The following is a 21,863-nucleotide window of genomic DNA, read 5'->3' on the forward strand; positions in this document are numbered from 1 at the left end:
GTGACGGGATATGATTGCCGTCATAGTCGTATGTGACTGTAAATGTCACTCGGTGTCACGTCAATGATCGTGTTCGGGAAGGTGATGGATGGCAAATCGAAGCAGTGCCCGCGAGGACATGCTGCGCAGTGCGGCGCAATTGTTTCGGCAGCGTGGAGTCGAAGCGACGTCGTTGGCCGACGTCATCGAGCACGCAGGTGCCCCGAGGGGCTCGATCTATCACCACTTTCCTCGGGGCAAGCCTCAACTGGTCGAGGAGGCAACGCGAACGGCCGGCGCGGTGATGGGGGCCATGATCTCCGAGGGGTTGGCCCAAATCGGGCCGGCGGCGACGGTGCGCGCGATCATCGAGGGCTTTCGCAGTGAACTGTCGAGCACCGATTTCGTGTCCGGTTGCCCCATTGCTCCTGCCGCACTCGAGGGGGCGAATGCCCCCGGTGCCGTCACCGCGGCCGGGGAGTCGTTCTCGTCGTGGGAAGACACGATCGCCGCATCGCTCTGGCAGCACGGGTTGACGAGAGAGCGGGCCCAGGCGCTCGCGACGTTCTCCATATCGGCGATCGAGGGTGCGCTGATCGTGGCGAAAGCGCAGCGATCGACCACCGCGCTGGATCGGACGGAGGGGGAGTTGTTGGCTCTGCTCGACGCGGTCCTGGACGCAGCGGGTGGGCAGAGTTCCCGATAGCGACTATTGCTATAACGCCGAGTTACAGTTACTTTCCCTTCAGGAACTATGTTGACTGTCATAGCCGGAAGGGATCTCATGCCGTCACTCACCACTTCTCGACACCGCGTAGAGGGTACGAAGCTTCGCGGCCGATATCTGGCTCTACTCGTGATCTGCGCAGCGGAGCTGCTCGTCGTACTGGACAACACCGTCGTCAACGTCGCCCTGCCGTCGATGGGGCTACAGCTACGCGCCGACATCAGCGGCTTGCAGTGGGTGGTCGACGCCTACACGCTGACGTTCGCGGGATTGCTGCTCGCTTTCGGCCACCTCGGAGACCGATACGGGCGCAAGAAGGTGATGATCATCGGCCTGGCGGGCATTGCGCTGATGTCGGTGGGCGGCGCGGTCGCCGCCGACCTCGGGCAGGTCGTTGCCGCCCGCGCCGCGATGGGAGTCTGTGCGGCGGCGGTCTTTCCGGCCACGTTGGCTCTCATCATCAATATCTTCACCGACGCCAAAGAGCGAGCCCTGGCCATCGCTGCGTGGACGGCGATGGCAGGTTTCGCCATCGCCATCGGTCCGACAGCGGGCGGCTTTCTGCTCGAGCACTTCTCGTGGCATTCGGTGTTCTGGATCAATGTTCCGGTTGCCCTGCTCGTTCTGGTGGCCGCACTGGCCTGCGTTCCGGAGTCGAGAGCCGAACATGTGGGCAAGTACGACCCTGTCGGAATCGTGCTGTCGTTGACGGGCATCACAGTCGTGGTGTGGGCGATCATCGAAGCGCCGCACAACGGTTGGTTGTCACCGGCGAGCATCGGAGCCTACACCGCGGGATGCGTCGCGCTTGCCGCGTTCGTGTGGTGGGAGTTGCGAACACCGTCTCCGGTACTGGACCTGAATCTGTTCCGAATCAGACGATTCTCGCTGCCCGCCTTGGCCATTGCTGTGGGGTACTTCAGTATGTTCGGCTTCCTGTTCATGATCACCCAGTATTTTCAGGGTGTCATGGAGTTGACGCCGTTGCAGTTCGGCGTTCATTCACTGCCGTTCGCGGTATCCATCGCGGTCGGAGCACCACTGGCCACACTGATCGCGCAGCGAATAGGAACGACAGCCGTCATCGTCTTCGGACTCGTCGTGATGAGCATCGGCATGTTCATTGCGGGCCAGGTCGAGGTCGAAACCCCGTACCTGGGACCGGTCGTCGTCTCGATGATCTTGATGGGCCTCGGGTTGGCGATCGTGCAAGGCCCGGCCACCGAATCCATCATGTCGTCGGTGACGCTCGACGAAGCAGGTGCGGGCTCGGCGGTGAACGACACCACCCGTGAGGTGGGTGGAACACTCGGCGTCGCGGTGCTGGGCTCGATCGTCGCGTCGATCTACACCACGAAAGTGGGCCCCCGAATCGACGCCATTCCCGACGCAATCATGGAGCCCTACCAGAAGGCCTTTGCCCGTGAGACCGTCGTCAGCGTCCTCGAAATCGTCGAAGCGCCGACCAACCCGATCTTCGCGACACAGAAGGCGGAGCTCGTGTATGCGATGAAAGCCGCGTCTCTGGAGGGATTTCAGCTCGCGTCGTTCGTCACCGTCGGGGCCGCCATGGCATGCGCGATCGCTGTGGCGTTCTTCCTGCCATGGCGGCGACCCGAAGGAGACGGGGTGCTGTTGGCGTGGCGGGCACCGAAGTCCGAAGACACCGAGATCAGTTGAACGGGGTGCCCCCGGTGACCGCAATGGTCTCGCCCGTGATGTAGCTAGACTCGTTCGAGGCCAAGAAGACGTAGGCCGGAGCCAACTCCGCGGGCTGGCCCGGGCGGCCCAACGGAACCGTCTCGCCGAACTCGCCGTACTTCTCTGCAGGCATGGTCGCCGGAATCAAGGGAGTCCAAATGGGTCCGGGCGCAACGGCGTTGACTCGAATGCCACGGCCGGCGAGGTCGCCGGCCAGGCCCTTGGTGAATGCGACAATGCCTGCCTTGGTGGTGGCGTAGTCCAGCAACTCCGGCGACGGATTCGATGCCTGAATCGAGGTGGTGTTGATGATGGTGGAGCCCGCACTCATGACGGCAGCGGCGCGCTTCGATATCCAGAACAAGGCATACAAGTTGGTCTTGAGCACACGGTCGAACTGGTCGGTGGTGATATCGGCGATGCCGCCCATCTGGGCCATCTGGAACGCGGCGTTGTTGACGACGATGTCGAGGCCTCCGAGAACCTCCACGGCAGTGTCGACCAATGTGGTGCACTGCGTTTCGTCGGTGAGGTCGCAGGCGATCGCTCGGCCCGACCGTCCAGCGGCTTCGATCAGGTCGACGGTCGTTTGGGCATCGGGGCCCTCGGATTCGAGATGAGCAATGACGACATCGGCACCTTCTCGCGCGAATGCCAGCGCCACAGCTCGTCCGATCCCGGAATCACCACCGGTGATCAACGCTTTTCGGCCGTGCAACCGATCCGAACCCCGGTACGACTTCTCGCCGTGATCCGGTGCGGTGACCATGTCGCGAGTCAATCCCGGATGCTCGAGCTCGGGCTGTTCGTCCCGCTCGGGCACGGAGAAAGCAGTGGTGGGGTCGCTCTTGGTGAACTGGTCGGACATTGTCGATCCTTGCCTCGTGTGAAAAGGACTCATTGCGGCAAAACGAAAGCCGCCCCAGTTCTCGAGACGATTCACGGTCGTTACCGACTGGAGTCGCTGTCCGTCCGAGGTTTGCCGGTTGTATCGGCACGCAAACCTCGAGACTCAGCGCGCGGAGGGATCTTCCCCGATGAAGCTCGCACCCACCGCATCGAGCACCCGGCGCGCCGGCCGGGTAGGAGCGAAGACCTCGACGCGTCCGTCGGAACGTTCGACAGCATCGACGATCACGCTCGCGGCACCCGAGTACATGAAGTCCACCGCCGACAAGTCCAGCAGCACAACCGCATTGCCCCGTAGGGCGCCGTCGAGAGCGTCCACCAGATCTGCTCGTGCACTCATGTCCAGCTCGCCGACGGCGCGAACAACGGTCAGATCGGGGGAGTAGGACTCGATACCGATCGAGTGGCGTCGATGGGGGACGGTGGAGCGAACATCGGTGAAATCGGAAACAGTCACGGTGCGAACCTCTCAGTTCGGGTGGCCTATCGAACCGGCGTGCGGGGAGTGGAACCCGAGGGCTGCAGGTTCCGGTGCGCGCTGTCCCGTAATCCTGGCAGCGGAACATCACCGAACCGAGCCCGCATCATCACGGATTCATCGCTACTTGGTAACGAAAAGGTAACGCAGTTCGATGCCCGACGTCAAGGCAGTGTGTGACCCGCTGCGCGGAACAAGCCGTACCATTCCGCCCTGGTCAGGCGGATATCCGACCCCGCAGCAGCTTCTACTATCCGATCCGGCGTGGTGGTCCCCAGGACCACCTGAATGTCGGCCGGGTGGCGTGTTATCCACGCGAGCGCTATCGCAGCCGGTGTCGTGTCGTATCGGCCGGCAATGTCGTCGAGCGCATCGTTGAGGGCCGGGTAGTTCTCGCGATCTCCGACGAACACACCCGACGAGGTCCCGCTCTGCAGTGGCGACCACGCTTGCACGGTGATGCCGCGTGCCCTCGCGTAGTCGAGCAACCCGTTGTCACGATCCACCGACTGGTCCAGCGCGCCGATATTGGCGGTCAGGCCCGCAGCGATCAGCGGCGAATGGACGACGCTCAACTGCACTTGATCGAACAGAAGTGGTTGTGTGACTGCCGTTTCGAGCAATTCGATCTGACCGGGAGTGTGATTGGAGACGCCGAAACCGAGCACCTTGCCCGACGTGTGCAGTGTGTCGAATGCCGCCGCGACCTCGTCGGGCTCGACCAGGCTGTCCGGTCGATGCAGCAGCAGGGTGTCGAGATGGTCGACGCCGAGAGCCGAGAGCGATCCCTCGACGGTCGACACGATGTGGTCTTCGGAGAAGTCGAAATAGCCGTCGCGAATGCCGACCTTGCTCTGAATGCTGACGCGCTCACGCTGCGACGGAGTGAGTGTCACCGCTTGTCCGAAGCGCTCCTCGCACCCGTGGGGTCTGCCGCCGTAGATGTCGGCGTGATCGAAGACGGTGACTCCCACGTCCAGGGCGGTGTCGACCAACCTGCGGATCCGATCGTCGTCCAGATCGAGAATGCGCATGAACCCGAGGACGATGCTCGACACGGTTGTGCCGGTCTGGGGGTGCGAAAAGGTGCGCAAGGTGAGTCTCCCTCTGTGTGGACGTGATCGCAGTCGAGTGTGTCAAACCCGGTCCCGGTGCGGACGAGGCCGCTATTGCGCAAGGCGTTGACAATATTGCGCAACTTCCGCCATCGTTGTGCTCGGCATCACAACGAACCCAGGAGGTGAACCGTGGCACCCACGCTCACGCAGGTTGCGCAACGTGCAGGTGTGTCGCTGTCGACGGCATCGCGCGCCTTCAGCAACCCCGATCGGATCGGGGCGGACACGTTGGCTCGGATCATCGCCGTCGCCGACCAGATCGGCTACGTCGCGGCCTCGGGTCGGTCCTCCGACACCAGGGTCGCGGCAACGACGGTCGCAGTCGTGGTACCCGACATCGGCCACACTGTCTTCGCGAGCTTCGTCAAGTCTGCGCAAGCGCAGGGCTGGCATCGCAGGCAGACCATCGTCCTCACCGACACCGACGGAAGCGCAGACCGTGAGCGTGAAGTGATCGGTGACCTGCAGGGCCGAGTCGACGCTCTGATCGTCTGTGCTCCACGACTACCGGCCGAGGACATCGTGCAGCTGGCGGGCGACACACCGCTGGTGCTGGTCAACCGATCCTCCAGCGAATGCGATTGTGTCGTGGCCGATTCCGAGGACGGTATCCGGCAGGCCGTCGATTACCTGGCAGCTCTCGGTCACACGCATCTCGCGTACGTCCAGGGATCACCGCAATCGTGGTCCAACGAGCGACGCGTCGACGCCGTCGAACAGTTCTGTGCAGCACGAGGAATCGTGCTCGATGTACTGGGGTGGCAGCAGGAGACCTTGGCCGGCGGCCACGCTGCGGCTGCCAGCGTCGTCGCCACGGGTGCTACCGCCGTCATGACCCACAACGACCCCATGGCCATCGGCGTCATGAACGGGGTTCGGTCGATGGGCCTGGCAGTACCGGAAGACCTCAGCGTCATCGGCATCGACGATTCGCCCCTGGCCGAACTCGCGCATCCCGCTCTGACGAGTATCAACGTTCCGATGGGCCGTGCAGGCCTGGTGTCGTCCGATCTGGTGTTCCAGCGGGCAGTCGAACCGGAGTCGTCGCCCAGAACCATCCATCTCCCTACCCAACTCGTGGTCCGCGGCTCATCGGGGCCCGCTCGGATCCGCACTCTCGCACCAGGAAAGGACGACACGAAATGAAGGTCGTCATCGCAGATTCCAACCTCCTACCGCATCGTAACCGCTTCGAGAGCCGAGTCGCCTCCGATATCGAGCTGTCGTGGCACGAGAAGTTCGACGTCGATGCACTCGTCGCGGACATCGCCGATGCGACCGTGTATGTCGGCGGAAAGTTCCCGGCCGCACTGGCCGAGGCGGCACCCGACCTGCGGCTGGTTCACGTTGCCGGGGCAGGCACGGACGGCGTTTCCTTCGACGACCTGACCGCTCGGACATTGGTGGCCAACACTTTTCACCACGAACGCTCGATCGCCGAATACGTCGTAGCCACCGCCGTCGTGCTCCGGCGCGGGTTTCTCGGCCAGGACCGCCTCATGCGGGAGGATCGGTGGGCGTCACCGGTGTACGACCGCACGCTTCGGCAGTCGACTTCGCTGGGTTCGGCAACGGTGGGATTCGTGGGCTTCGGTCATATCGGTGCGCAGACGTGGCGGTTGCTGCGGGCCTTCGGTTGCCGGGGCATCGCGGTCACAGGAAGCGGATCGGTGAACGCAGCCGAGAACGGATTGGTCTGGGCCGCATCGACCGATCGTCTGTCCGACCTGATGACCGAAGCGGATGTCGTCGTGGTGTCCGCACCACTGAACGAGCGCACCACCGGCATGATCGGCGACACCGAACTTGCAGCTCTCGGACCGGACGGCGTGCTGATCAACGTCGGGCGTGGCCCCCTCGTGCAGCAGGATGCACTGTTCGACGCGCTGTCCGCCGGATCGCTCGGTAGCGCCGCCATCGACGTCTGGTACGACTACCCGTCGGCCGACGGCATCGGTGCCCCCTCGCGACATCCGTTCCACACGTTGCACAACGTCCTGATGACACCCCATTCTTCCGGCATCACACGCGAAACCTTCGAGGGCCGGGTCGACGACATCACCGCCAACATCGGTCGACTCGCCGCGCGTGAACCGTTGACCGATGTCGTTGCCGGAGAGAACTTCACGGAGAAAGCAGAGCACTCGTGACCGACACGATCGTCGCTGCGGACGTCATCGTCTGCAGCCCCACGCGCAACTACGTCACGCTCAAAGTGACCACCGCAGACGGCGTCGTCGGTTACGGCGACGCAACGTTGAATGGCAGGGAACTCGCGGTGGCGTCGTACCTACGAGATCATGTCGCGCCGCTCCTCATCGGCCGAGATCCCGCACGCATCGAGGACACCTGGCAATACCTCTACCGCGGTGTCTACTGGCGCCGTGGGCCGGTGACGATGGCCGCGATCGGTGCCGTCGACCTCGCCTTGTGGGACATCAAGGGCAAAACCCTCGGGCAACCCGTCTACCAGCTGCTCGGTGGAGCCGTCCGCGACCGCATTCTCTCGTACACCCACGCCACCGGCTGGGACACGTCGGAATTGATCGATTCCGTCGATCGACGTCGAGCACAGGGTTTTCGCGCCGTGCGGGCCCAATCGGGTGTTCCCGGCCTGGAGTCCGTGTACGGAGTGCACCGAGGCGCGCAGGGATACGAACCCGCAGGGCGTGGTGCCGTTCCCTTCGAGGAGGTCTGGGATACCGATGCCTACCTCAATCACGTTCCCGGGGTGCTCGCAGAGGTGCGCGAACACGTGGGATTCGAGCTCAAGTTGCTGCACGACGCGCACCACCGACTGACACCGCAACAGGCTGCGCGACTGGGCAAGTCGCTCGAGGACGTCGATCTGTACTGGCTCGAGGACGTCACCACCGCCGAGGATCAGAGCGCCCTGCGGCTGGTGCGTCACCACACCACGACCCCGCTCGCGATCGGTGAAGTGTTCAACACCATCTGGGACTGCCAGCAATTGATCTCCGAGAAGCTGATCGATTTCATTCGGGTGGCCATCGCGCATGCCGGCGGTATCAGTCATGTCCGAAAGATCTTCTCGCTGGCCGAGGTACACCAGGTTCGCTGCGGACCGCACGGGCCCTCGGACGTCTCGCCGATCACCCTCGCGGCGAGCGTGCACCTCGGAATGGCCACCCCGAATTTCGGCATTCAGGAGTTCATGGGCTATGACCCACTGGTCGACGAGGTGTTCCCGCACGCATGGTCGTTCGCGGACGGCTACCTGACCCCCGGTGACGCCCCCGGCCTGGGCGTCGACATGGACGAGTCGTTGGCCGCGCGGTACCCGTACGAGCCCGCGTATCTCCCGGTCGCTCGTCGCCTCGACGGCTCGATGACGGACTGGTGACGAGATGAGCGAATCCAGACTGTCTCGTTCGGCACTCGCTCGCTCGGGGGCCGTCCCAGCACGACCTGACGGCACCGGAATCGTCCATCTGGGGCTGGGCAACTTCCATCGCGCGCATCAGGCCGTGTACACCGCTGCGGCACTGGCACAGGACGGCGGCTCGTGGGGAATTCTGGGTGTAGCGAACAGATCTCGCACGATTGTCGATGCCATGCTCGCTCAGGAACTGCTCTACGGCGTCGTCGAGATCTCGCCGTCGGGTTCGAGGGTGAGCGTGCCCGGAGCGCACACGGGAGTCATGGTCGCCGCCGACGACCCCGCCGCCGTCGTACGGGCCATTGCGGACGAGGACGTCCGAATCGTGACGATCACCGTCACCGAGTTGGGCTACACGCTGTCGTCCCGGACGGGCTCCCTCGACCTCGAATCGACTGCAGTGCAACAGGACCTGCAGCGGCCGGAAACGCCGACGACCACGGTGGGGCAGCTCGCGAGGGCCCTGGCGATGCGGGCGCGAACGCACGGGGCTCCGATCACCGTGGCCAGCTGCGACAACCTGCTGGGGAACGGTGATCGCACCGCAGCACTCGTGCGTGACTTCCTCACCCGATGCGGTGCGGACGACGTGCTCGAGTGGCTGGCCGCGGCAGTGACGTTCCCCAACTCCATGGTCGATCGCATCGTTCCGTCCAGCAGTGCGTTGTACGACGCCGAGTCCACCGCCGAGCTGGGCGCTGTGGACACCATTGCCGTGCCGGCGGAGCCGTTCACGATGTGGGTGATGGAGGACGAGTTCGCCGCAGGACGTCCCCGCTGGGAAGCCGGTGGTGCCTTGTTCACCGAGGACGTCGAACCGTACGAATTGATGAAGGTTCGACTGCTCAACGGAACTCACTCTCTCATTGCCTATCTCGGCGCACTCGATGGTCGCGCGACAATCCCGGACTCGATCGGTCGCCCGTTCGTGGAGGCCGCAGCTCGAGCGGTGTTGGTCGACGAATACCTCCCGACCGTGCCCGTTCCGGACGGGGTGGATATCGACGACTACATTGCCCAGCTGTTCGTGCGGTGGTCCAACTCCGCTCTGGGGCACAAGACCGCGCAGGTCGGTTCGGACGGCTCGGCGAAGCTCGCGCAGAGGATCCCGGACCCAGCGCTCCACCACCTACGAAACGGTGTTGTACCGCAACACCTTTCCTTGACCATCGCCGCCTATCTCTGCTGCGTGTGCCCGCACGACGGTTTCGACCCGGGCCCGCATGCGCATGCGATGGCCGACCCTGCACGTGCGCGTTTGGCAGGACTTGCCGCTTCGGCAGCGTCCAGTGAGGATTTCGTCCGCTCGGTTCTCGAACGCGGCGACATACTCCCCATCGAGTTGGCGCAGTTTCCCGAATTCATCACACGCACAGCGGAATTGATGGATACTGTTGTTCGTCACGGTCCGATGGCCGCAGCCGTCGAAGCGGCGAGTTCTTCGCTCCGCCCCGTCGTCACGGCATCCCGGACCACACTCGACTGACTCATTCTCCTTCCTTCGTTCGGCCGAGGCCGAAACTCACCCGAGGACAACCATGGACACGACCACAGAACCGTCGGATTCTCCCAGAATCGCTCCGGCCCAGCATGATCCTTCCGCCGTACGACGCGCAGCGTGGGCCGGCCTCATCGGAACCACACTCGAACAGTACGACTTCGTCATCTACGGCACGGCGTCCGCGCTGATCTTCAACAAGTTGTTCTTTCCCAACATCTCTCCGGCGGCCGGCATCATCGCCAGCTTCAGCGCGTACGCCGTCGGATTCCTCGCCCGGCCACTGGGTGGACTGTTCTTCTCACGCTACGGTGACCGGCTCGGTCGCAAGTGGGTTCTGGTCGCCACGCTGATGCTGATGGGCGGCGCGACCATGGCCATCGGTCTGCTGCCGACGTTCGAGCAGGTGGGACTACTGGCCCCGGTGTTGCTGGTCCTGTGCCGATTCTTCCAGGGCTTCGGCGCTGGTGCCGAACAATCAGGTGGCGCAACGCTTCTGACGGAAACGGCCGCGATCGGAAAGCGTGGCAGATTGGCCGCTCTTGTCATGACCGGCGCGGCGCTCGGCACCGCTCTCGGAGCCATCGCCTGGATCCTCGCCCAGTTGCTTCCCGACGACCAGCTCATGTCCTGGGGCTGGCGGATGGTGTTTCTGAGCAGCATCCTGGTCACAGTGGCCGCGTTCATCATCAGACGCAAGCTCAACGAGTCACCGGTGTTCCAGGAACTGAAGGCGGCACAGGAGCGACCCAAGGCGCCGGTGAAAGAGGTGTTCACCAACGGCAAGCGACCGCTGTTCATCGTCATGTTCATGACCGTCGGCATCAGCGCTCAGTCCTACACGTACCAGGTGTTCATGGCCTCCTACATGAAGAACGACATCGGCGTCGATCCCACGTTCATACCCAAGGTTCTGCTCATCGGCGCAATCTGCGGCGGCATCGCGGCCTGGGGCTTCGGATGGCTGTCGGACAAGGTGGGTCGTAAGCCCGTGTACATCGGTATCGTCAGCCTGCTCGTCGTTCTTCCGGTTCCCACGTTCATGGCTCTGAGCACCGGTTCGCACGTACTGATCACCCTGGTGATGATCATCGGATTCATCCTGGCGTGCCAGGGGGCCGTCGGTGTCACGATGAGCTACTTCCCGGAGATCTTCGGGGCTCGATACCGGTACGCCGGAGTCACTCTCGGCCGCGAGTTCGCGTCCGTCTTCGGCGGCGGAATCGCCCCGTTGCTGTGTGCGGCACTGATCACCGCGTTCTCCGGATCCTGGGTGCCGGTCGCGGTCTACATGATGATCATGGCCGTTTCGGTGCTCGTCGCCGCAACCTTCGCACCGGAAACTCGGGATCGCGATCTGACCGATCCGGCCAACGCAACCGATCCGGTGCTCGACCGGGTCTGACCTGCCCACCTCGAACGGAACGGACGACACGATGACCACCGAACCGAATCCGGTGCCCGACAGAACGATTGCCTTGATCGCGTACGGCACCGATGACATCCGCGTCGAAACAGTGGCGGTGGCCGACCCCTCGCCGGACGAGGCCATCGTCGCAATAGCCTACGGCGGAATCTGCGGATCCGATCTGCACTACTGGAAGCACGGGGCGGCAGGACAATCGGTACTGAAGGCACCTATGCGGTTGGGACACGAGGCTTCGGGCACCGTGGTTCGGCGCGCAGGAGACGGCAGTGGCCCCGGTGAAGGCACCCCGGTCACCGTCCATCCGGCGACTCCCGCCGCCACCGGAGCGAAGTATCCGGTCGATCGTCCGAACCTGTCTCCCGGATGCCGCTACATGGGAAGCGCCGCGCAGGTACCGCACGATGACGGACTGTTCATCGGTCACATCGCCGTCCCGACCCGAATGCTCAGAGTGTTGCCCGACGGCCTGGATCTGAGAATTGCTGCGTTGGCCGAGCCGGCGAGCGTCGCGTGGCATGCCGTCGAGCGCGCCGGGACGGTGTTCGGCAAGACGGTTCTCGTCGTCGGGACAGGTCCGATCGGTGCCCTCATCGTGGCGGTCGCTCGTCGAGCCGGTGCAGCGCGGATCGTCGCGGTCGACCTCGAGGACTACGCCCTGGAAGTGACGCGTCGACTCGGAGCACATCGAACGATCGACGCCCGCGACGAGGCGGCAGTCGCCGCGGTCGAGGCCGATGTGACGTTCGAGTGCTCGGGCAATCACCGCGGTCTGGCGTCGGCAATCGACGGCACGGCTCGTGGCGGCCGTGTCGTCATGGTCGGGTTGCCGGCGGCGGGGCCCCAGCCGGTGCCACTGTCTGTGGCGATCACCCGGGAGATCGACCTGATCGGCTCGTTCCGGTTCAACAGCGAGATGGACGATGTGATCCAAGCACTGGCCGACGGTTCACTCGATGTGGCACCGGTCGTCACTGCGGAGTATCCGGTGGCGGACGCCCTCGACGCGTTCGCACTCGCTGCCGATGCATCCCGGTCGAGCAAAGTCCTGTTGACGTTCTGACGGGCTACTACTCGAATTCGGTTCGTATCGACTGTGTCGTGAGCTGCAGCATCAGCACGAAGCCGGTCAGCGTCACGACGATCGGGGCCCACAGCACCACCGCCACGAATGTGTCCACATCGCGTTCCAGCACTATGTACACCGCGACGATCGATGTTCCCAACAGGCACAGGGCGATGTGCGCAGCCAGCCGCCATTTGTCGAAGAAGAACCCGGCCAACATTCCCATCGGGATCAAGAAGGTGCATTTGCCGAGGGTGACTTCAGGAGCGAAATTCGCGGTGATGGTGGCTCCGAAGATCGACAGATCGGCGATGACGACGAAGGCGAAGGCTTGCCCGAGCGTCGGCCACGGACCGAACCACCAGAACGCGCCCATGACGTACGCGGCGATCATGCACGTCCATTGCACGATCGAGGGGATGGGAGTGGTCGCGCCGTACCCGAACGCCAGCTCGAGGGTGACGACGACGGCCATCGCAAGGGCGGCGGCGGACACGATCCGCTTGACGAGCGTCGTGACAGCGAGCGACGTCATCACGCCCATGCCCCATTGGTAATGCTCGTTGGACCTCGTCAGTGCGCGAGTCACAGTGCCCCCTCGTTCCAATCGGGAGTCGATTGAAACACAGTCGCACCGGTCGACGTTCGGCTTTCACCGAGTTCCGGCCGACGGTGGGGCTCGATCAGCTGGTCAACTGGTGTAACAGCTCTGGCAGTGTCTCGCTGATGTCGTGCCGGCTGGCCACCCGATAGCGGGCGGCCTCACCGAGCAGCCGCCGTCGATCGTCGTCGTCGACGACCGCCGAGACGGCGGCAGCGAGAGCATCGGAGTTGCCGGGCTCGACCAGAATTCCAGCACCGTCGGCGAGAAATTCGTGCGTGCCACCGTGGTCGGTTCCGATCACCGGCAACCCGTGCGACATCGCTTCCAACACCGACAACGGACCTGCCTCGGGAGAAGTACTGGCCGACACGACGACATCCCACCTGCGGAGAGCGGACTCGGCGTCGGTGTGTCCGAGGAACTCGACACGTCCGGCAAGGTCCGGTTTCGCGGCGCGCGCGCGAAGTTCGTCGACGTATTCGCGGTCTCCGGGGAAGCTTCCCCCGGCCAATTCGACTCGGACGTCGGGGAGCATGGCGACGGCGTCGAGCAGCACGCGGTGCCCTTTCCACGGCGTCAACAACGCCAGCATTCCGATCACCGGCGGAGAGTGCAGCGCACCGCCGAACCGCGGGACCGGCCACGGCACGCCATTGTGTGACACCACCACGGGGAGGCCGGCCTTACGCAGAGGTTCTGCGGTGGCCTCGGACACCGATACCGCAACGCGAACGGCAGGCCGGGCGAACCGGACCACCACGCGCTGCTTCAGGGAGGTCATCGTGTCGTGGACGAGCCACGACGCCCCGCGAGCGGGCCGCGCAAACCGCGCCACCGGAAGCGCGAACAACGAGTTGACGACCGTGGCGGTGCCCGGTGCGCGGGCGATCGTGCGCACGGCGCGCGCCGCCCCGACCCATCGTGCGACCATCCTGATCGCCGCGACACCGCGCGCGGCACCACGTTGCCCACCCAGTCCGAGCTCGTCGATGCGGACGTGCCGCGTTGTGTCGGGTAGACGATCTGCCAATGGGCCTGCGGGGCAGGCGATCACGGTGGCATGGCCGCGACGCGTGGCCTCGTCGATCAAATCCAGCAGCACCTTCTCGGCACCGGACACCTGGCCGGTGTGCGCGAGGAAGAGAACTGTCGATTCGTCGGTCATGTATCGGCCCGTCTGTGCGGCGAAGGTGGTTCTGGCGGATCAGTACGCATCGCGGAGCAGTGCCACTGGGTCTTCACACATTCTGCGTAGCGCTGCATCCATGACGGCCACATCGACCATCTTGTTGCAGAACGAGGCCGTATAGGTTCGCCCACCGGCGATTTCGGCGATGAGCATCGTGCAGCCGTCCGGGCCGTCCGGTTCGAGCGACGCGGCCATTTGCGGAGGCCTGCCGTCGTCGGCCCAGTCGAGGTGGTCGAACACCCGGACTTTCCCGAGGTCGCTCACGGCCAGCCGCAAGGTCTCGGGTACCTCGACGACCGAATTCTTGTCCTGCGACGGTGCAGACGGCCGAATGCGTGACGCCACATCGCGAAGATGTGACATGCCCAGTACGGCAATGGGCCAGCCGGATTCGATCACCTCGCGCATCGATGCGGTGATTCGGACGGGTGTCGTGTCGGCAGGAAGATGCAGTGGGATGCCGACGGCAAAGTTCCCGTGCGCGCCCTGCTGGGCCGGATCGAGGTAGCGGCGGCTGTTGAACAACACCATGATGTGATCGTCGACGTCGACGGATTCTGCCCGCAGCGCCGCGCTCCACAGGGCAATCGAGATCGACGCAGCGGTCGCTCCGGGCAGGTTGTCGGCCGTCCAGTGCTTGAGCTCGTCGACGTGGGCTTTGCTCATGTACCCGGCTCGGCTGACCTTTCCGGCTTCCCAATTCTCGATCCGACGACGGGGACCGGACCCGCCGTTCGGTGCCTGGCGGTGTCGAGCACGCAGCGACCAGAAGTCCGCCAGCGTCTTCGGATGTCGAGAGTAGTGACGCCACAGAGCTTTCCATGTCGTGCTCGGTGGCAAGCCTACGGCGAGCCCGGGAACCAGTGATCCGTCGGCATCGTCGCAGAATGCCGCCAGCATCAGGACGCCGATCTGGCCGTCCCCGATTCCGTGCGAATAGTCGAGGGCGAGGTGGTCGTCGAACACGATTACCTCGAGTGGACCGCGAGCACCCTGTCGCGACCGAATGTCGGTGAGCATCTGCCCCAGGTCTTGGGTGTCGCTACTGCTCGAGGTGACGTTGTCGCCGGCGATGTTGCTGCGGTATCGCCACCGTCGCGCATCGGAGCGTGGTTCCAGCGCGATGTGCGGCTCCGCGTCGACGTGTTCGGCGGCGGTGAGCGTTCGACGCGTCCGTTCGATGTCCAGGCCGCGGACGGGGCCGACTGCGGTGACTATCCGGGTGTCGGCGAAGACGCGATCAAGTGCGGTCGAGCGATAACTGCGCTCAGCGGACGGCATCGACGACCTCCTGCATTCGACTGCGAAAGTTGGCTCGCGAGAAGCCTTCCGCCCATGTCCGAATCGCGGCGCGATCGTAGTCGGCGGGATCGAACGAGCGCATGGCCTCGGCGAACCCGGCGATCACGGCCTCGTCGGAGCCAGGCTGTACATGCAGGCCGGTCTCGCCGGGGATCACCGAGTCCACGGCACCGCCGTCTCCCAGTGCGATGACCGGTGTTCCGGTTGCCATGGACTCGACCGGGACTATGCCGAAATCCTCCACTCCGGGCATCAGCAGGGCGCGCGTCGTTCGGTGCAGTTCGAGGAGCTTCTCGTGCGAAACCCGGCCCAGGAAGATCGTTTTGGGTCCGGCCAGTTCGCGGCAGGCGTTCATCGCACGGCCGTCGCCCGCCACCACGAGGGGAACGTCGGCCTCGGCGGCGGCGCGCACCGCGATGTCCGGCCGCTTGTAGGGAACCAGGCGGCCGGCAAGCAGGAAAAAGTTCTCACGCTCGATCGACGGATCCGGAGTGAAGCCCTCGGTGTCGACCGGAGGGTGGACCACCACGGCGTCGTCTCTGCCCCACCAGTCTTCGATGCGCCGAGCGACCGCTGTCGAATTGGCCACCACGGTCGTCAGTTTCGGCGCGGCTGCGATCTCGCATCGACGGGCAACGGCCGACAGCGCCGTCAGTATCGCCGCTCCGGCTCTGCCGCCGCCTTCACCTGCGCGAAGTTCGGGGTCCCAGGCCCAGCGTGCCGGGCTGTGCACATAGGCGATCACCGGGGAGTCGGTGGCGAACACTGCCTGAGTCGCGAAGGCGTGATGGCTCACCACGACGGCGTCGAATCCGCTCAGCGGCATGCGACGAAAGGCCAACGGCATCATCGGAAGAACGGGTGCGTACGACCGTTGGCCCAATGCGTTGTACACCCGATTGAGGGCGGACGTGTGCGGCGCGCGGCTGATTCCGGAGGGAACTCCGGACGGGCGCGAAATGGGCGCGAACACTTCGGCTGCAGGCCAGTGCAAGGCCAGTTGTTCGATGACGTGTTCGGATCCTGCGATCTCGGTGAATCTTTCGTGTACGACGGCAATTCTGTCAGCTGGCATGGCGTTGGCCTTCCGGCGCGATCGTCTGCGCGGTCTGTTCTGCTCGTCGGGTCGAGTTCTTGTTCTGCAATACCAGGTGTACGGGGATGTCGAAGTCGTCGAGCCGTCGCAGCGCCGCAGTTGCTGCCTTCTTGTCCCGTCCACGTTTCGACACCAGCACGACGACGGTCTCGACGTCACCTACGTCGGTGTACTGCCACCACTGTTCCGACAAGCCGAATTCGGCGGTGGCTCGATGGTGGCCGGTGGTCGGTCCGTGGCCGTGCGTCGACTCGAAGACTGCACCTTCGCCGACCAGGACGAGAATCACGCTGTCGCCCTTCGGAGCTGCGTGTCGCGCACTTCTCGATGCCGGTCGGTCGCCACGCTCGAGGGCAGTGATCCGGGAAGCCACGACGGGCGGTACCGTGTCGCCGGTTGCCGGGTCGAAGTGTGCACCGTATTTTCGGGACACCCGACGAGCCCAGGAGCGAGAGGGCTTGCGGCCGAGTCTTCCTCGAAGCAACACGATCAGTTCGGCCGCGACGATGAGTGCAGCCAGAGCTGCGACAAGTGCCTCCGAGACCGGTTTCGGTGAGACCGGAGTTGTGCTCTGCTCTGGTTTCGACAACACGACCAGTCGATCTCCGCTGGCAGCTGCTTCGAGTTCGCTCTGCTGGGTGCGCAGTTGGGCCAGTTCGGACAGTGCCGCAGGTCGACTCGGATCGTCGGCAGGCAGGGCGTCCACCCGAGCCTGTTGCGCGTCGACGGTGGACTGTCCCTCTGCCGTTCGTTCCTGCGAGTCGCGGATCGCGTTGGCGGAGGACGTACTTGCCATCGTCGACACCATCGCCTCGGCCAGTTCCGCGGCGAGTTCGGGAGATCGGGTCGTCACCGTCACTGTCAGCAGCGCGGGTGAGGTGCCAGGAGACAGTTCGACGCTCGAGGCCAGTTGCGACGCGTCCATATCGGCGTCGACCTGTTCCAGGACCTGATCGAGAACGCCGCGATCGGTGGCCAATTCGATGAACGGTGCGCGCATCTGCTCGATGAACGCGTCACCGGGAACGAGCGTTTGGGCAGGTTCGATCTCCGCGACGATCGATGCGGCGTACTGCTTGTCGGTGAGTTCGCTCCTGAGATAGAACACGCCTGCACCGACCAACACAGCAATGACCACGGCGGGCAGCAATGCCCGGCCGAGTTCGCGCATGTGTCCTGCGAGGTCGATCGGTGGGGGCACGTCGCCCCGGTGTACGGCATCGTGGACGGACATCAACCGCGTACCCTTCCGTCGTCGATGCGAGCGGATGGACCGCTTCGGTGGTTCGTGGAGCCGACAGGCTCGATGATAGCTGGGTGTGGATACAGTCCGCGTAGCCGTGCCGACTGCGAATGAAACTGCATCTCAACGACATTGGAATAGCAGGGGAGGTGGTCGGAAAAGATCGTGAAACCGAACTTCGGCTCCGAAGGCTGCCGCCGGAATCGGGCGATTCGTCTGTTGTGTGTCCGCTTCTCACTGCGAGTGCGCACGATGTCGTCCTTTCTCGGCTGATCCCGGCATCGGTGACTCGACGATCCCGATGGCAACGAACGCGCCGAGCGAGGCCGCGACCAGTATTGCCGCCCCGGCGGACACGAGCAGCCACAGGCCGGGGTAGTGCTGTACCAGGAACCAGCCGCCGACGGTGGCGGCCGCGGTGACCACGATGACGACCGAAAGAGACTGCACCGGAAGTAGTCCGGGGATGGGCATGCTTCGCGCGATCACGATCCACAGCAGGACGAGGGTGGTTCCGATCGTTGCGACCGTGGAGATGGCAGCTCCGTCGTACGACATCCGTGGGATCAGCACGAGGTTCAACCCGATGTTCAGGGCCAGGCCGACCAACGCAACCACGGGGTAGTGACGCTGCATCCCGGCCGAGGCCAGCAGAAAGATTCCCAGCATCACCAACGACATCAGTGCCGCGCCGATGACGAGCAGCCGGGCCGCGTGCGCTCCGTCCACGAATCTGTCGCCGTACAGCAGGCCGATCAACGGCTCGGCGGACGGTACGAATGCCGCCACGGCCATTGCACCGAAGACTGCGAACAGCAGTGCGGCCGAACGGGTACGCGCTCGAAATGCCGCGGTGTCGTGGGGCCACGACGCCACGAGCAGGGTGCTGATCGGTGCCACTGCCGCCAACACGAAGGTGTCGATCATGTCGGAGAATTTGTAGCCGATCGAGTACAGACCGACGGCCTCGAACGTGTCGAGGAGGCTGAGCATCAGCATGTCGATCTTGAGCATGGCAATGGTGAGGGCGAAGCCGATGGCGAGGGGCACGGCCTCTCTCAGGTACGGGCCCCAGCGGCGCACCTCGATGTGCCTCGACGGTCGCAACCCCATGGAACGGTTGCCTATGCCGAACCCCTTGGTGATCAGTTTGAACACTTCGTTGACCACAGCGGGCAGTACGAAGATCAGCAGGGTGGGAGCAAGCACGGCAGCCAACACGGTCAGGGCCAACTGGATTGCCTGACCGGCACTTTCGGCGACGGCCACCAGAATCAGCCGGTGACGACTCTGGAAGAGGACGCTCAGAGCGTGGCCCGGTGTGGCGAAGACGACCACCAGTCCACCCAGCACCGTGGCGAGGACCACCTCGCTCGGATACTGCAGCAGGAGAACGTATGCCACGGCCAGTACGTAACCCACCAATCCGAGGACGGTACGCAGTGCCAGAAACGACGACGCGGTTCGACCGATTTCCTCGGGATCGTCGTCCATCAATTTCGCCAGCACGACGCGTCCGACTCCCAGGTCGGTGACGACGGACATCAGGCCCAGCAGTGCGAAGACGAAGCTGAACTGGCCCCACTCGTCCGCGCCGAGGGACCTCGCGACGACGACACTGCCGACCCAGCCCAGCGCCGCGATGATCACTCTGCTGATCAGAACGGCAATCGTCGCCTTGGCTGCGGCCTTCGGATCCGCTGCTATCGCGCGGTAGTCCGGGGGCTGCTCGGTGCCGTCGAGCGCGAGCTCGTCCGACATCAGACCACGCCCGCGGCTCGATACGCGTCGGCAGTGAGCTCAGCCGTTCGACGCCAACTGATCTCGCGGGAAGCAACCGCTGCCGCGCCGACGAGGGCTGCGCGTGCGTCCGCGTCGAAAGCGATGGGTTTCATCGCGTCTACCCAGTCGTCCACGTTCTCCGATGCGACGAGCACGGCACCGTCGCCGACGACGTCGGGGAGGGCACCGACTGCACTGGCGACGACCGCGCCGCCCGAGGCCATGGCCTCGACCGGTGGGAGCCCGTAGCCCTCGTACCGAGAGGCGTACGCGGTGACGGTCGCAGCTGCATAGAGGGCAGGCAGGTCCTCGACATCGACGTACCCGAGCCCGCGGGAATTGCGGGGAGCGTGGGGACCGGTCGAGCCGGCTCCGGCCAGCAAACACGGGATGCCCAGACTCTCCGCTGCGTCGGCTACCAGCTGGACGTTCTTGCGAGGCTCCACCGTTCCGACCTGCATCACGAAACGGTCCGGAAGGTCGTACTTGGACCGAACAGCGTCCACTCGGCTGTCGGTGGGAACTCCGGCCCAGGCTGCGGGTGCCAGGCCGACGACGGTGGCGTCGCGGCCGCTGACGGCCTTGATCCGGTCGGCGGTGAACTGCGAGACAGCGATGAGCAGATCGGCACGGCGCAGAGCTCGCCGCACCAGTCTCTGTTCACCGAGCGCGCGAAATCTACTGGAGGCCGACGGCATGTCGATGACCGAAAGATCGTGCACCGTGGCGACTGTGAAGGCCTTCGTCAGAAACGGAAGGTCGACGTCCAGGCCGTGTACGACATCGCACCGGCCGACGGGGAGTGCGCCGAGCACCGCCCGAGCCGCACCGCTGGTGACAGGCCGTTCCATCGCCCGAACCGAGGGTGGCAGCTCGCTGACGGCGTCGCGCTGCACGACCGCGGTGAGATCGGCGTCGGGCAGACGATGCGGTAGCTCGTTCAGGAGCTCGCGAATGTAGGTCTGTACTCCACTTCCGCCCGGCCTGAGGGCGAGCGCCCCGAAGACGATTCGTGTTGCGCTGCTGCGCATCCCACCACTCCTAACAAGAGCCAGAAATAGACATCGATCGGAAAGATCTCGAAATACGTGGAGACCAGACTGGCGAACATGGCGGCGACGATCGAAGCGCCGACGCCGAGAGCGAGCGCGCCGTCGTCGCCCCGTAGTGCCCGGGACAGGCGTGTGCACCACAGCAACGATGTGACCAACAGTGCCACCACCGCCCAGAGGCCGATCGGCCCCAGTTCGAGCAGGGCCTTCACGTAGTAATTGTCGGGTTGGTAATTGGTCGAGAGTCCAGATCGAGTGAACGCTCGGCCCTCGGCGGTGGAAATGCGGTCTGCTGCAGATCCACTCGATCCCAGACCCGTGCCGAAGGGATGAATCAGGATGCTGGCGATGATGTTGGCCCAACCGTCACCGCGTTGACCCAGACTGCTGGACGAGAAGAAGACCGACGTGATCTTGGGTACGAAGGGGACCGTGACGGCGACGGCCAGTGCCGCCAGAGCAAACGGCGCGGCGAGGTATCGAAAACGCACGGCGATCAAGTAGATGACCCCGACCGCGAGCCCGAGAATCGCTCCACGGACGATCGAACTGGACATCGCGACCACCATCATCGGAGACGCGCAGAGAAACAACAGGTTTCGACGACGGCGCGGATCGGCCAGTGCGACCGCACCGCCGACGAGTAACGCCAACATCACGTACAGCCCGAACGGGAACGGCAGGTTGAACGTGCTGAACGTGCGCAGTAGCCCGCCTGATGTTCGGACCTGCGTGCCGTATTCGTAACCCAGCGACACCAGTGCGGCGGGCCCGGCCACCAGTTGAGCGATGCCGACGGCAGACGTGAACACACCCATGCCCATGAGAACCGAGACGAGGTGGTCACGGTCTTTGGCGTCGAACGGCGCGAGCCACATGACGACCACCAGCAGAACGTAGAAGAAGGTGACCTTGATGCCGAACAGACCGACTATTCCGAACGTGGCGAATGCAGACACGCTGCCGAACACGACGAAGACCGCGGCCGCCGGCCACCACGGCACGAACACCCGAGCAGGCGAGCCGGGGACATGTCGTGGTCGGCGTAACCACGCACACAGAACCGTGAAGACGACAAGGCCTTCCTTCCAGCCCGACACGACCCCGGGAAGGGGAACGAGAACCAGAAGTCCGTGCAGTGGAACCAATCCCGCCAACAGCAACACTCCACGCTGCGGCCGGCGGTAGATGGCCGATGCCACCGCGCAGCCGAGCACGAGGACCACCGCTGCGCCGAAAGCAAGCGCAACGTACGTGATCACGAGGTGACCCGAACGTGGCGGTGTTCGGCGT

The 21,863-nt window shown here is 64.4% G+C and carries 19 protein-coding genes; 8 read left to right on the plus strand and 11 right to left on the minus strand.

The features are described from left to right. Window positions 1-88 precede the first annotated feature (88 nt). Complete coding sequence (locus tag QM588_RS04890) at window positions 89-685, plus strand: TetR/AcrR family transcriptional regulator (RefSeq protein ID WP_283311956.1); 597 nt, start codon at window positions 89-91, stop codon at window positions 683-685. Window positions 686-763: 78 nt separating this feature from the next. Then, window positions 764-2,386 (plus strand): MFS transporter, encoded by a 1,623-nt coding sequence (locus QM588_RS04895; protein ID WP_283311957.1) that lies wholly within the window; start codon window positions 764-766, stop codon window positions 2,384-2,386. Here the strand turns inward: QM588_RS04895 and QM588_RS04900 are convergent. The 3 genes from QM588_RS04900 to QM588_RS04910 all read right to left on the minus strand — a co-directional run bounded on the left by QM588_RS04900 (window position 2,379) and on the right by QM588_RS04910 (window position 4,888). Continuing rightward, window positions 2,379-3,275, minus strand: a complete 897-nt coding sequence (locus tag QM588_RS04900; RefSeq protein WP_283311958.1) for an SDR family oxidoreductase — start codon at window positions 3,273-3,275, stop codon at window positions 2,379-2,381. The genes QM588_RS04895 and QM588_RS04900 overlap by 8 nt on opposite strands. 144 nt (window positions 3,276-3,419) lie before the next feature. Then, a complete protein-coding gene (locus QM588_RS04905; protein WP_283311959.1) occupies window positions 3,420-3,773 on the minus strand; it encodes an STAS domain-containing protein in 354 nt (117 codons plus the stop codon). Between the two features lie 185 nt (window positions 3,774-3,958). Then, complete coding sequence (locus QM588_RS04910; protein ID WP_283311960.1) at window positions 3,959-4,888, minus strand: aldo/keto reductase; 930 nt, start codon at window positions 4,886-4,888, stop codon at window positions 3,959-3,961. A gap of 153 nt (window positions 4,889-5,041) precedes the next feature. On the opposite strand from QM588_RS04910, the gene QM588_RS04915 reads away from it, so the two are divergent. The 6 genes from QM588_RS04915 to QM588_RS04940 are packed head-to-tail and all read left to right on the plus strand — an operon-like array spanning window position 5,042 to window position 12,299. After that, complete coding sequence (locus QM588_RS04915) at window positions 5,042-6,058, plus strand: LacI family DNA-binding transcriptional regulator (protein ID WP_094664701.1); 1,017 nt, start codon at window positions 5,042-5,044, stop codon at window positions 6,056-6,058. Beyond that, window positions 6,055-7,062 (plus strand): 2-hydroxyacid dehydrogenase, encoded by a 1,008-nt coding sequence (locus QM588_RS04920; protein ID WP_283311962.1) that lies wholly within the window; start codon window positions 6,055-6,057, stop codon window positions 7,060-7,062. The genes QM588_RS04915 and QM588_RS04920 overlap by 4 nt, the downstream gene beginning before the upstream one ends. Then, window positions 7,059-8,276 (plus strand): D-mannonate dehydratase ManD, encoded by a 1,218-nt coding sequence (gene manD / locus QM588_RS04925; RefSeq protein WP_283311963.1) that lies wholly within the window; start codon window positions 7,059-7,061, stop codon window positions 8,274-8,276. The genes QM588_RS04920 and manD overlap by 4 nt, the downstream gene beginning before the upstream one ends. Window positions 8,277-8,280: 4 nt before the next feature. Continuing rightward, window positions 8,281-9,798 (plus strand): mannitol dehydrogenase family protein, encoded by a 1,518-nt coding sequence (locus QM588_RS04930; RefSeq protein ID WP_283311965.1) that lies wholly within the window; start codon window positions 8,281-8,283, stop codon window positions 9,796-9,798. 52 nt (window positions 9,799-9,850) lie between these two features. After that, window positions 9,851-11,215, plus strand: coding sequence for an MFS transporter (locus QM588_RS04935; RefSeq protein WP_057473266.1), 1,365 nt, complete (start codon window positions 9,851-9,853; stop codon window positions 11,213-11,215). Window positions 11,216-11,246: 31 nt separating this feature from the next. Beyond that, window positions 11,247-12,299 (plus strand): zinc-binding dehydrogenase, encoded by a 1,053-nt coding sequence (locus QM588_RS04940; RefSeq protein WP_283311966.1) that lies wholly within the window; start codon window positions 11,247-11,249, stop codon window positions 12,297-12,299. A gap of 7 nt (window positions 12,300-12,306) precedes the next feature. On the opposite strand, the gene QM588_RS04945 is transcribed toward QM588_RS04940, so the two are convergent. The 8 genes from QM588_RS04945 to QM588_RS04980 all read right to left on the minus strand — a co-directional run bounded on the left by QM588_RS04945 (window position 12,307) and on the right by QM588_RS04980 (window position 21,832). Continuing rightward, window positions 12,307-12,891: a giguanylate cyclase gene (locus tag QM588_RS04945; RefSeq protein ID WP_094664689.1), complete on the minus strand. Its 585-nt coding sequence runs from the start codon at window positions 12,889-12,891 to the stop codon at window positions 12,307-12,309. A gap of 94 nt (window positions 12,892-12,985) precedes the next feature. Next, window positions 12,986-14,071: a glycosyltransferase family 4 protein gene (locus QM588_RS04950; RefSeq protein ID WP_283311968.1), complete on the minus strand. Its 1,086-nt coding sequence runs from the start codon at window positions 14,069-14,071 to the stop codon at window positions 12,986-12,988. A 39-nt stretch (window positions 14,072-14,110) separates the two neighbouring features. Further along, entirely contained in the window at window positions 14,111-15,376 is a 1,266-nt protein-coding gene (locus QM588_RS04955; protein WP_283311969.1) for a hypothetical protein, read from the minus strand. Then, window positions 15,363-16,472 (minus strand): glycosyltransferase, encoded by a 1,110-nt coding sequence (locus tag QM588_RS04960; RefSeq protein WP_283311970.1) that lies wholly within the window; start codon window positions 16,470-16,472, stop codon window positions 15,363-15,365. Before QM588_RS04960 ends, QM588_RS04955 begins: the two co-directional genes overlap by 14 nt. After that, window positions 16,462-17,727: a hypothetical protein gene (locus QM588_RS04965; protein ID WP_283311971.1), complete on the minus strand. Its 1,266-nt coding sequence runs from the start codon at window positions 17,725-17,727 to the stop codon at window positions 16,462-16,464. Before QM588_RS04965 ends, QM588_RS04960 begins: the two co-directional genes overlap by 11 nt. Window positions 17,728-17,970: 243 nt before the next feature. Further along, window positions 17,971-19,497, minus strand: coding sequence for a flippase (locus QM588_RS04970; RefSeq protein WP_283311972.1), 1,527 nt, complete (start codon window positions 19,495-19,497; stop codon window positions 17,971-17,973). Further along, window positions 19,497-20,549, minus strand: a complete 1,053-nt coding sequence (locus QM588_RS04975) for a glycosyltransferase family 4 protein (RefSeq protein ID WP_283311973.1) — start codon at window positions 20,547-20,549, stop codon at window positions 19,497-19,499. Before QM588_RS04975 ends, QM588_RS04970 begins: the two co-directional genes overlap by 1 nt. Then, a complete protein-coding gene (locus QM588_RS04980) occupies window positions 20,459-21,832 on the minus strand; it encodes an O-antigen ligase family protein (RefSeq protein WP_283311976.1) in 1,374 nt (457 codons plus the stop codon). The genes QM588_RS04975 and QM588_RS04980 overlap by 91 nt, the downstream gene beginning before the upstream one ends. Between the last annotated feature and the right edge of the window lie 31 nt (window positions 21,833-21,863).

Source organism: Rhodococcus sp. IEGM 1354 (assembly GCF_030056855.1).
Classification (GTDB): Bacteria; Actinomycetota; Actinomycetes; order Mycobacteriales; family Mycobacteriaceae; genus Rhodococcoides.